Consider the following 11,607-nt stretch of genomic DNA (forward strand, 5'->3'; position numbering starts at 1 on the left):
GAAAACCTTTAAGTCCAGGAGCACATCATGAGACGAAGGCTGGCCGGGATCTCCCTCCTCGGTGTGTTAGCGCTCACAGCAGCGGCCTGCGGCAGCAGCGGCGGAGGCGGCGGTGGTGGGGGCAGCACGCAAGCAGCGGACAGTCCCGTGACGATCACGATGTGGACCCGCGCCGCCACGCAGGCGCAGAGCGAGCGGCTGGTCCAGGAGTACAACAAGACCCACAAGAACCAGGTGAAGCTCACCGTCATCCCCACGGACAACTACCAGCCGCGCATCGCCGCCGCGGCCGGCGCCAAGCAGTTGCCCGACGTGTTCGCGGCCGACGTCATCTTCGTCCCGAACTACACCTCCCAGGGCCTGTTCATGGACATCACGGACAGGGTCTCCGCGCTACCGTACAAGGCCGGGCTCGCACCCTCGCATATGAAGCTCGGCACGCTCGACGGCAAGATGTACACCCTGCCGCACACCCTCGACCTGTCGGTCTGGTTCTGGAACAAGGACCTGTACCAGAAGGCCGGGCTCGACCCCGAGCAGGGCCCGAAGACGCTGAAGGAGTTCGCTCAGCACGCCACCACCATCCAGGAGAAGCTGGGCAAGGACGGCAAGGTCCACGGCACGTTCTTCGGCGGCAACTGCGGCGGCTGCTACGTCTTCACGTTCTGGCCGTCCGTCTGGGCGGCCGGCGGCCAGATCATGAACCCCGACGGCACGCAGTCGCTCAACGACCAGCCCGCGATGACCGACGTCTTCAAGATCTACCGCGAGCTGTACGAGAAGAAGGCCACCGGCCCGACGACCAAGGAGGAGCAGGGCCCGACCTGGACCGGCTTCTTCCCCAAGGGCGAGATCGGCGTCATGCCGATGCCCTCGACCACGCTCGGCCAGATGCCCAAGGACATGAAGATCGGCGTCACCCCGATCGCCGGCCCCGACGGCGGCGAGTCGACGTTCGTCGGCGGCGACTCCATCGGCATCTCCTCCACCAGCAAGAACGCCGACGCCGCGTGGGAGTTCCTGTCCTGGACGGTCTCCGACCAGGCCCAGGTCGAGGTCATGGCCAAGAACAAGGACGTGCTCGCCCGCACCGACCTGGCCGGCAACAAGTACTCGGCCGAGGACCCGCGCGTGGTGATGATCAACTCGCTGGTGGCCAAGGGCCAGACCCCGTTCGCCCTGCGCTTCGGGCAGACGTTCAACGACCCGCAGGGCCCGTGGCTGCGCTTCGCCCGCGAGGCCGTGTTCGGTGACACGTCTAAGCTCCCGCAGCTCAACACCGAGATCACGAAGTCGCTGCAACAATGACCTTGACGATCACGCGATCCGGGCGGCGGCCGGCACACTCCGCGCCGTCCGCCCGGTGGCGGAGCAGGAAAGTCCAGGGCTGGCTGTACGCGGCGCCGACGGCCGTCATCGTGGGCGTGCTCTTCATCGCGCCCCTGGCGCTGGTCGTCTGGATGTCGCTCAACCGCTGGCCCCTGCTCGGCCAGGCCACGTTCAACGCCCCCACGAACTACACCAAGATCGCCGACAATCCGCTCTTCGTGGACGCGGTGCTCTTCACCCTCAAGTACACCGCCATCACCACCGTCCTGCTGTCGGCGGTGGCGCTGGGCCTGGCCCTGCTGGTGCAGGACCGCAAGCCGGGCATCGCGTTCTTCAGGACGGCGTTCTTCCTGCCCGGCGCGGTCGGCTTCGCCGCGGCCGGGCTGCTGTTCTACGGCATGCTGAACAACGACTTCGGCCCCATCGACCCCATGCTCCAGTCGCTGGGCATCACCGACGAGCCCGTGAAGTGGATCGGTACGCCCAACATGGCGCTGTTCTCCACGATCACGCTGGTGATCTGGCGCTTCGCCGGGTTCAACATGCTCATCCTGCTGACCGGCCTGCAGGCCATCCCGACCGAGGTGTACGAGGCCGCGCGCAGCGACGGCGCCAACCGCTGGCAGGTCTTCACCAAGATCACGCTGCCGCTGCTGCGCCCGACGCTGGCGCTGATGCTCATCCTCAGCGTCACGGGCTCGCTGCTGGCCTTCGACCAGTTCTTCGTCTTCACCAACGGCGGCCCGGACAACAGCACGGTGTCCATGGTCATGGTCGTCTACCGAGACGCGTTCTTCCGTTTCGACCTCGGCGGCGCCGCGGCGCTGTCGGTCGTGCTGCTCGTGGCCCTCGTCGGGCTCAACACGGTGATGATGCGGAGGCTGCGATGAGCCGTTACCTCACGCTGTCCGCCCTGGCGGTGCTGTTCCTGTTCCCGCTGGTGTGGAGCGGCTACGCCTCGCTGGAGGAGCCGTCCAACTACCTGGAGATGGCCGGCTTCGGCGAGGGGCTGGGCACGTACTCGACCAACAGCGTGCTGGTCTCCGGCATGACCGTGGCGGGCACGCTGATCGTCTCGGCGCTCGGCGGCTACGGCTTCGCCCGCTTCGACTTTCCTGGCAAGAACCTGCTGTTCCTCGCCACGCTGGCGATCCTCATGGTGCCGTACGCGACGATCCTCATCCCGCTCTACGTGCTGCTCGGCTACATCGGGCTGCAGAACTCGCTGGTCGGGTTGTCGCTGGTATTCGTGATGTTCCAGCTGCCGTTCGCGCTGTTCATGATGCGCAACGCGTTCGAGGCGCTGCCGCGCGAGCTGGAGGAGGCGGCGCTGGTGGACGGGTGCGGCACCTTCCGCGCCTTCACCAGGATCCTGCTGCACGCCGTGCGGCCGGCGCTGATCACGGTGGGCCTGTTCGCGTTCCTCGCCTCGTGGAACGACTTCTTCGCCCCGCTCATCCTGCTCAACGACGGCGCCTCGTTCACCCTGCCGGTGGCCGTGGTCAGCATGACGCAGCAGACGTTCGGCGCGGTCGACTACGGCATGCTCCAGGCCGGCGTCATGGTCATGGCCTTCCCCTGTCTCATCCTCTTCATCGTGTTGCAGCGCCACTACGTGCGCGGATTCATGTCAGGAGCTCTGCGTGGCTAACCCCGTCCTGCCCTCATCGGGCGTTCTGTCCCCTCTAGGCCTCGACGCGGTACGCCTCTCGCCCGGTTTCTGGGGCGACCGGGTGGCGCTCAACCGCGAGGTCACCATCGCCCACTGCCAGGAATGGGAAGAACGCGAAGGCTGGATCGGCAACTTCCGGGGGGAACGTCCCCGGAGGGGCAGGGAGTTCAGCGACTCCGAGATCTACAAGCTCCTGGAGGCCATGGCCTGGGCCGACCACCCGGGGCTGCCCGAGCTGGCCGAGACCGTGGCCCAGGCCCAGGAGGGCGACGGCTACATCAACACCCGCTGGTCCGGCAGCCGGTACACCGACTTCGAGTGGGGGCACGAGCTCTACTGCTACGGCCACCTCATCCAGGCCGGGGTCGCCAGGCTGCGCATGCACGGCGAGGACCGGCTCACGCAGGTGGCGGTGCGGGCCGCCGACCACGTCTGCCGGCGCTTCATGGAGGGCACGGAGACCTGCGGCCACCCCGTGATCGAGATGGCGCTGGTCGAGCTCTACCGCGTGACCGGGACGGAGCGGTATCTGGAAATGGCCAAGCGCTTCGTCGAGCGGCGCGGCCTGCCGGCGCTCGCCGAGGTGCACTTCGGTCGCGGCTACTTCCAGGACGACGTGCCGGTCCGTCAGGCGCAGGTGTTCCGCGGGCATGCTGTGCGGGCGCTCTATCTCGCCTCCGGCGTGGTGGACGTCGCCGTCGAGACCGGCGATGAGGAGTTGCTGAAGGCGGTCGAGGCGCAGTGGGAGCGCACGGTCGCCCGGCGCACGCACCTGACCGGCGGCATGGGCTCGCGGCACATCGACGAGTCGTTCGGCGACGACTACGAGCTGCCGCCGGACCGCGCCTACAACGAGACCTGCGCGAGCATCGCCTCCATCATGCTGGCGCACCGGCTGCTGCTGGCCACCGGCGACGTCCGCTACGCCGACCTGGCCGAGCGGACCCTGTACAACATGCTCGCCACCGGGGTCGCGCTGGACGGCCGGTCGTTCTTCTACGCCAACCCGCTGCAGGTACGGGTGCCCGCCGTGCCGCTCGAAGGCGTCAACCACGCCGCCGAGGGCGGGTTGCGTTCGCCCTGGTTCGACGTGTCTTGCTGCCCGAACAACATCGCCCGCACGCTGGCCTCGCTGCCCGCCTACATGGCCACGACCGCGGCGGACGGTCTGCAGATCCACCACTTCACGCCGTCGGAGATGCGGCACGGCGACCTGGCGGTGCGGGTGGAGACCGGATACCCGTGGGACGGCACGGTGACGGTCCGGGTGCTGGAGGACGGTGACGGGCGCATCAAGCTGCGCGTCCCCGCCTGGGCCTCGGACGCGACGCTCGCGCACGGAGGGACTGTCCGTGCGGTGACCCCGGGATACGCGGTCGCCGACGGGCCGTGGCGGGCGGGTGACGAGCTCCGGCTGGAGCTGGCGATGTCGCCGCGGTGGACCTTCCCCAACAGCAAGATCGACGCGCTTCGGGGGTGCGCGGCGGTCGAGCGGGGGCCGCTCGTTTACTGCGCGGAGTCGGTGGGCGACGAGCCGCCGCTCGCCGATCTGGCCGTGCGGGTCGAGCCGCCCGTGGAGCACGAGACGGACGGCGTGGTCCAGCTGGAGGTCGGGGCATCGCTCGGCGACAGCGACGGCGACGGCTGGCCGTATTCGGCTTCGCAGAACGGCCGCGTGGACGCCTCGGACGCGCGGCTGCGGCTCATCCCTTACCACCGGTGGGGCAACCGGGGTCCCGCGACCATGCGTGTCTGGCTGCCGATCTGAACCCTCTGGAGAATGCCCATGCGTTTCTTGGCCGTGTTAGCGCTCACAGCCTCTCTTGTCGCGTTACCGACCTCGGCGGTCGCGGTGGATGACCTCGGGATGCCGGTGTTCACGGGTGCCGACCCCGTGCCCGACGAGCCGGTCGGCTACCACCCGCGCAAGATGATGGAGGAGATCTACAAGAAGGAGAAGGGCGGCGACTCGTACTGGATCGACCGCATGCTGGCCCGGCCGGGCGACGACCCGGCCGGCCCGTGGTTGATGTCGCGCGGGCGGGCGCTGTTCATGAAGGAGCACGACCCCCGCAAGATCGGGTTCGGCGGGTACGTCGCGTACTGGGAGAGCATCGACAACCGGGACGCGTACACGATCTCGCTCGGCGGCACCCTCACCGAGGACGTGTCGAAGCGGCTGCAGATGCCCAGCCACTGGACCGGCCAGTACACCGGGGACGGGCTGTCGGTCGGCGTGAAGAAGTTCATCACGCACGAGAACGTGGCCGTGACGACCCTGGAGATCACCAACACGGGGTCGGCGGCGAAGTCGGTCCCGATCACGGTGACCTCGCCCTACACCAGGACGGCCGACGGCGATCGCGAGCTGACCGGCGCCGTGTTCGCCAAGAACAGGCTGACCACGATCTTCCCCAGGCTCAGCGGTGACGGGCTCAAGGTCGACGACGGCACGCTCAAGGGCGCCGTCACGGTCGAGCCGGGCAAGACGGTGCGCACCAAGGTCCAGATGGGCTTCGTCACCGAGGAGCTCGCCGGGTCGCGCGCCGAGTACGACGGCTACAAGGGCCGCTCGCCGGAGCAGGCGCTGCGGCGCCAGCTGCAGGACTACAACGCCTGGTGGGCGGACAACGTCCCCTACACCGACGTGCCCGACGAGAACATCAAGAAGTTCATCTACTACCGCTGGTGGCTGATGCGCTTCAACTTCCTCGACGCCGACATCCCCGGGAACGACTACCAGTTCCCGACGTCGGTGGAGGGCGCGCTGGGCTACAACAACGCGATCGTGCTGACCGTGCCGATGTTCGTGCAGGACCTGAAATACCTGCGCAACCCGATCTACTCGTACGGGCCGTGGGTGTCGGCGGGCGAGGTGTCGCGCAACTCCAAGTACACCGACAACCCGGGCGACCCGGAGAACTGGTCGAACAGCTACACGCAGTACATCTCGGCGGCGGCGCTGGAGAGCTACCAGATCCACGGCGGGCAGCCGCAAATCCTGCGGAACCTGGCCCGGTATGCCGAGAAGGACGTCTACGGGCAGCTCAACGCCTACGACTCCAACAAGAACGGCGTCATCGAGTACGACTGGGAGGCCATGACCGGCAACGACGCCGACGCGGTGTCGTTCCACTACTACGACCGGGCGAACGAGCGGCTCGAAGGCGCCTACGTCTACGCCAACGCGATGGCGGCGGCGCAGGCGTACGAGCTGTCGGGCGACCAGGCGAAGGCCACCGAGATGCGCGGCGTGGCCGACAAGGTCAAGAACGGCATCCTCACCCTGCTCTGGGACGAGCAGAACAAGTTGTTCAAGCACCGCGACCTGCAGACCGGCAACCTGATCCCGTGGAAGGAGTCGAACAACTACATCCCGTACGCGACCGGCATGGTGCCCACCGATGATCCGAAATATCGGGAGGCGCTGCGGTTGTGGGCCGACCCGGCGGAGTATCCGATCTTCCCGGCGTACACCGCCAACCAGAAGGACAAGGCCGAGGCGGCCGAGGCGGGGAACCCGGGCTCGAACAACTTCTCGCAGATCAACTCGACCCGTAACTTCGCCTTCTTCGGCAAGGCGCTGCGGGAGTACCAGACGCCGTACATCACGGCCGACCAGTACAAGCAGCTGCTCTACTGGAACGCCTGGTCGCAGTACGTCGGCGGGGACACCCGCTACCCCGACGCCAACGAGTTCTGGGCCGACTGGAACAAGACCACCAAGACCATCGGCTATCGCTCCTGGATCCACCACACGATCCTGGGCAGCAGCAACTGGACGGTGATCGAGGACGTCATGGGCCTGCGCCCGCGCTCGGACGGCAAGGTCGAGTTGTGGCCGGTGGACATCGGCTGGGACCACTTCACCGTCAACGGCATCAACTACCGCGGCAGCGACCTCACCATCGTGTGGGACAAGCCCGGCGACGGCAAGACGCACTACGCCGGCGTGCCCGAGGGGTACTCGATCCTCATCGACGGCAAGCGCAAGGTCACGCTCTCCGGTCTCGCGCACGCGGTGTGGGACCCGGCGACCGGCAAGGTCGAAGGCGGCACCGTGGTGTATGCCGAGAAGGCCGCCTCGATGAAGGCCCCCGCCCAGGTCGAGCTCGAGGGCGACCGGGTCGAGGACCTGTTCCAGAAGGCCGGCGTGGACCTGCGCTCCACCCGCCCGAACCTGGTCAAGTCCGCCACCGCCTCCCACGGCGACCCGGCCGGCGCGGTGGACGGGTTCACGATCAACGAGCCGTACTGGGGCAGCAAGGGCTCCGGCAAGACCCAGGACTGGCTGGAGGTCGACCTCGGCTCGGCCCAGAAGGTCGACCAGGTCAAGCTGTACTTCTCCAACGACCGCAAGGCGGCCGGGTACAGCGAGCCCGCCTTCTACTCGGTGCAGTATCAGGACGGCGACACCTGGAAGGACGTGCCGGGGCAGGCCAGGAAACCGGTCTATCCGCGGGCCAACCTCAACGAGGTCCGCTTCCCGGCCATCACCGCGCAGAAGCTGCGTGTCCTGGTCACCCACCGGCCCGGGTACTCCACCGGCCTGAAGGAGATCCAGGCGTACCAGAGGGGCGCCGACGCGGGGACGGTCACCAACCGGGCCCCGTACGTGGCGGCCGTGGTCGATCCGGCCTTCAGCCGCCCCGGCCAGGTCAGGATCGACGCGGTGGCCAAGGACGACGCGCTGCCGAAGGGCACGCTCACCACGCAGTGGGCCAAGGCCGACGGGCCCGGTGAGGCGTTCTTCACCGACCCGACGGGCACGAGCACGGTCGTGTCGTTCTCCGAGCCGGGCACTTACCGGCTCAAGCTCACCGCCTCGGACGGTGAGAAGAGCGGCTCCGCGACCGTGACCGTCACCGCCACGGCCCAGGCCGCGCAGGTGAACGTGGCGCCCAAGGCCACGCCCACCGCCTCCTACACCTCGCCGTGGGAGCGGATCGCGGCGATCAACGACGGCATCGACCCGCCGCGCTCCAACGACGGCGCCAACCCGCGCTGGGGCACCTGGCCGCAGCAGGGCACGCAGTGGGTGCAGCTCGAATGGCCGTCGCCGGTGCGGGTGAACAAGGCCGACATCTACTTCTTCGACGACGGCGGCGGCGTGCGCCTGCCCGCCTCGTGGAAGATCCAGCAGTGGGACGGTGACTCCTTCGAGGACGTCACCGGCGTCGCCTCCTACCCGACGGCGATCGACGCCTACAACACCGTCTCCTTCGACACCGTCAGCACCTCGAGGCTGCGCGTCCAGCTGGAGGCCGGTGGGGCGTCGCTCGGGTTGCTGGAGGTCAAGGTGTACGAGGTCCCGCCGGACTCCGTACGCCCCGTGCACGTCCCCACCCTGGTCGACACGCTGCCCAAGCTGCCGGCCACCGTGGAGACCCTGTACGCGGACGGCGCCCGCAGCACCGCCGCCGTCACCTGGCAGCAGGTGACGCCCGACCAGGTGAAGACGGGTGGCACCAGCTTCACCGTCTCCGGGCTCGCCGAGGGCGTGCGCCAGCCCGTCCAGGCAACGGTGTACGTCCGCACCACCGCGGCCGTGACCATCACCTCGATCGCGGAGGAAGCGGTCACGACCAAGGCCGGGGTGGCGCCGGCGATGCCGAAGACCGTCGTGGCGACGTACAACGACGGGTCGAAGGACAGCTCGGTCGCCGTCACCTGGGAGGCCATCAGCCCTGACCGGTACGCCCAGCCGGGCACGTTCACCGTGACCGGCCAGGTCCAGGGCACAACCATCACCGCGAAGGCCACCGTCACCGTCCAGTAGCGCCTATTCTGTCCTGGCCCCGCCACATTCGCGGGGCCAGGACAGCGCTTAGGACGGACAAGCCGATGGTCGAATTCGCCGACCTCTCGGGCCGGGGGAAGGCCGCGCGGGTCGTGGCCGTCCTCATGGCGGTCGTGTCTCCCGTCCTCACCGTCGCCGCGGTGGTCATCTGGAGCCGGCTGCCCGCCGAGTGGATCCCGGCCAGGACCGTGTCGCCCCAGTCGGCCGCCGGGCTGACGTTCCCCGCGGTCGGCGCCTTTTTGCTCTTCCACCGCCCCCGGCTGAACATGGCGTGGCTGATGTGCCTGGGCGGCCTCGCGGCCGGGCTCAGCGATGTCTCCGCCGCGCTGATGTTCCGCGCCGCCTCATCCGGCGACCTGCTCACCGCCGGCTACCTGCGCCTTCCCGCGAACATCGGCTGGGCGGTGTGCGGCGTGCTGCTCACGATGGTGCTGCCGCTGTACTCACCGGACGGCCACCTGCCCTCCAAGCGGTGGCGGGTCATCCTGGTGCTCGGCTACGCCTCCATCACCGCCAACTTCGTGCGCACGACGTTCCAGCCGCCCCCGTCCCCCGAGGCCTACCCGTACCCGGCGGTCATCCCCAATCCTCTGCAGATCCCCGCGTTCGCCCCGTACGCGCCGACGATCGCGGTGATCGCCTGGACCGGCATCTACGTCTCCATGGCGCTGGCGGCGTTGTCGCTGGCGTTGCGGATGCGGCATGCGGACCCGATCACCAGGCGGCAGATCGGCTGGCCGCTGCTGGCGTTCACCGGATACATCGTCTTCCTGGTCGCCGCCGCGTTCGACCAGGACCTGATGTGGCCGGCGACCGTCTGGGCCGCGCTCGTCCCGGTCGCGGTCGCGTTCTCGGTGATGCGTTACCGGCTCTACGGCATCGACACGGTGATCAGCCGCGCCTTCGTGGCAGCCGGGCTGGTGGCCGCGGTCAGCGCGGTCTACTTCGCCGCCGGCACGTTGTCCAGCGTGCTGGTCTCCGGCTACGGACAGGTGGCCGGGATCAGCGCCGCGCTCTTCGCCGGAGCGTTCTTCCAGCCGCTGCGGCGGGCGCTCCAGCGGGCCGTGGACCGGCTCCTGTACGGCGCCGTCGGCGACCCCGGCGTGCTCGCCGAGCGCCTCACCCAGGCCGTGCGCCGCGGCGACCCGGCCAAGGCGCTGACCTCGGTGGTGAGCGTGCTGCGTGACGGGCTGGCGGTCGAGGGTGTGGCCATCGAGGTGGCCGAGGGCGAGCCCCGCTACGTCGAGAGCGGCCGGGTGGGCGACAGCCCGCGCGAGGTGCCCCTGGTGTGGCACGGGGAGCGCGTCGGCCGCCTGCTCGTCGGACCGCCGGGGCCGCGCCGCTTTCCCGCCGCGCACAACGAGCGGGTGCTGGCCACGCTCACCCCGTACGCCGCCGACGTCGCCCACGCCGTCCGCATGGCCGCCGACCTGCAACGCTCTCGCGAGCGCATCCTGACCACGAGGGAGGAGGAACGCCGCCGCCTGCGCCGCGACCTGCACGACGGGCTCGGCCAGACCCTCTCCGCCATGGCCATGACCATCAACATGGCCAGGCTCAGCCTGAAGAGATCCCCGGAGGCGGCCGACGAGCTGCTCCAGGACCTGCACACCGGGATGAGCGCGGTCACCCGGGACATCCGCGAGCTCGTCTACGGCCTGCGCCCGCCCGCGCTCGACGACCTGGGCCTGGCCAGGGCCGTCCGCGACCTGGCCGGGCAGTCGTCGCCGGACACGGAGGTCGAGGTGGACGTCGAGGGCAGCCTGCGTGACCTGCCCGCGGCCGTCGAGGTGGCGGTCTACCGGATCGTCCAGGAGGCCCTGACCAACATCCGCAAGCACGCCGAGGCGTCGCTCGCCCGGATCGTGCTGCAGCGGGAGCAGTCGGTGCTGCGCGTGCTGATCAGCGACGACGGCAAAGGGCTGCCCGCGTCGTATCGGGCGGGTGTGGGCCTCGGCTCGATGCGCGAGCGGGCGGCCGAGCTGGGTGGCATCTGCGTGGTCGCCGGCGAGCCCGGCGCGGGCACCCGCGTGGAGGTCATGCTCCCGCTTCTGACCGCGCCGTCCCAAGCGCTGACCTGAGCATGGCGGGTGCCCTTCCCTTGGGGTTAACCGGTTAGGTGAGACTTTCAGCGGAGCGTCGGCAGGCCGGCGGCGAGCGCGCTGAGCATGCGGACGAGCACGGGCACCATCTGGGGGCAGGTGGCGCCGAGCTCGGGGTAACGGGCGTAGACCTCGGCCAGCGTGGGGGAGGGGTTGGCGGCGGGATAGAGCAGGCCGCCCAGGCCGGCGGCGCCCATGACGAGCTCGATCGCCTCGTTGACCGTGAGGTCGGTGATGCCCGCCACCTCGGAGCCCAGCTCGCCGACCACGCCCACCACGGCCCGCTTGAACGTGTACGCCGCCTCGACCGACACGTTGTGCTCCAGGCTGGTGGAGGTGTGGCTGAGCAGGTCGCAGAAGAGCGGCCGCGCGGCCAGCGTCTCCGCCAGCACCGTCACCACCTCGGCTGCGCCGGAGGCATGACGCAACCGCTCGCGCACCGCCTCCGCCCACTGCCCCCACTCCTCGGTGGCGAGGTGGAGGTAGATCTCCTCGCGGGTGCCGAAATAGCGCACGATGTTGGACTTCGCCAGGCCGACGGCCTCCGCGACCGCGCCCAGGCTCACGTTCCGCACACCCGAGGCCATGGCGAGCTCGCGCGCGGCGTCGAGGATCGCCTCGCGCCGCTGCTGCTTGTGCTCCGGCCGCCTGGCCCTGAGGAAAGTCATCGCGGTCTCAGGATAAGGCCCAGGGTTAAAAGAACG

Annotated in this window: 7 protein-coding genes; 6 read left to right on the forward strand and 1 reads right to left on the reverse strand. The window is 69.2% G+C overall.

Annotation, left to right across the window (positions count from 1 at the left end; genetic code table 11):
* Positions 1-27: 27 nt before the first annotated feature.
* From OHA25_RS12770 to OHA25_RS12795, 6 genes are all read left to right on the forward strand, one after another.
* Complete coding sequence (locus tag OHA25_RS12770) at positions 28-1,308, forward strand: ABC transporter substrate-binding protein (protein ID WP_327587760.1); 1,281 nt, start codon at positions 28-30, stop codon at positions 1,306-1,308.
* Positions 1,305-2,219 (forward strand): carbohydrate ABC transporter permease, encoded by a 915-nt coding sequence (locus OHA25_RS12775; protein WP_327587761.1) that lies wholly within the window; start codon positions 1,305-1,307, stop codon positions 2,217-2,219. The genes OHA25_RS12770 and OHA25_RS12775 overlap by 4 nt, the downstream gene beginning before the upstream one ends.
* Positions 2,216-2,980: a carbohydrate ABC transporter permease gene (locus OHA25_RS12780; RefSeq protein ID WP_305919589.1), complete on the forward strand. Its 765-nt coding sequence runs from the start codon at positions 2,216-2,218 to the stop codon at positions 2,978-2,980. The genes OHA25_RS12775 and OHA25_RS12780 overlap by 4 nt, the downstream gene beginning before the upstream one ends.
* A complete protein-coding gene (locus tag OHA25_RS12785; protein WP_327587762.1) occupies positions 2,973-4,769 on the forward strand; it encodes a glycoside hydrolase family 127 protein in 1,797 nt (598 codons plus the stop codon). The genes OHA25_RS12780 and OHA25_RS12785 overlap by 8 nt, the downstream gene beginning before the upstream one ends.
* A gap of 18 nt (positions 4,770-4,787) precedes the next feature.
* Positions 4,788-8,780 (forward strand): galactose-binding domain-containing protein, encoded by a 3,993-nt coding sequence (locus OHA25_RS12790; RefSeq protein WP_327587763.1) that lies wholly within the window; start codon positions 4,788-4,790, stop codon positions 8,778-8,780.
* A 65-nt stretch (positions 8,781-8,845) separates the two neighbouring features.
* Positions 8,846-10,882 (forward strand): sensor histidine kinase, encoded by a 2,037-nt coding sequence (locus OHA25_RS12795; RefSeq protein ID WP_327587764.1) that lies wholly within the window; start codon positions 8,846-8,848, stop codon positions 10,880-10,882.
* A gap of 47 nt (positions 10,883-10,929) precedes the next feature.
* On the opposite strand, the gene OHA25_RS12800 is transcribed toward OHA25_RS12795, so the two are convergent.
* The gene (locus OHA25_RS12800; protein WP_327587765.1) at positions 10,930-11,571 is read right to left on the reverse strand and encodes a TetR/AcrR family transcriptional regulator; all 642 of its coding nucleotides are present in this window, start codon (positions 11,569-11,571) and stop codon (positions 10,930-10,932) included.
* Between the last annotated feature and the right edge of the window lie 36 nt (positions 11,572-11,607).

Source organism: Nonomuraea sp. NBC_00507 (genome assembly GCF_036013525.1).
Taxonomy (GTDB): Bacteria; Actinomycetota; Actinomycetes; order Streptosporangiales; family Streptosporangiaceae; genus Nonomuraea.

Bases quoted from the DNA above. Each gene is read 5' to 3' on its own strand.
- OHA25_RS12790 (WP_327587763.1), top strand. From the start codon at position 4,788: ATGCGTTTCTTGGCCGTGTTAGCGCTCACAGCCTCTCTTGTCGCGTTA.
- OHA25_RS12800 (WP_327587765.1), bottom strand. From the start codon at position 11,571: ATGACTTTCCTCAGGGCCAGGCGGCCGGAGCACAAGCAGCAGCGGCGC.
- OHA25_RS12780 (WP_305919589.1), top strand. From the start codon at position 2,216: ATGAGCCGTTACCTCACGCTGTCCGCCCTGGCGGTGCTGTTCCTGTTC.
- OHA25_RS12775 (WP_327587761.1), top strand. From the start codon at position 1,305: ATGACCTTGACGATCACGCGATCCGGGCGGCGGCCGGCACACTCCGCG.
- OHA25_RS12770 (WP_327587760.1), top strand. From the start codon at position 28: ATGAGACGAAGGCTGGCCGGGATCTCCCTCCTCGGTGTGTTAGCGCTC.
- OHA25_RS12795 (WP_327587764.1), top strand. From the start codon at position 8,846: ATGGTCGAATTCGCCGACCTCTCGGGCCGGGGGAAGGCCGCGCGGGTC.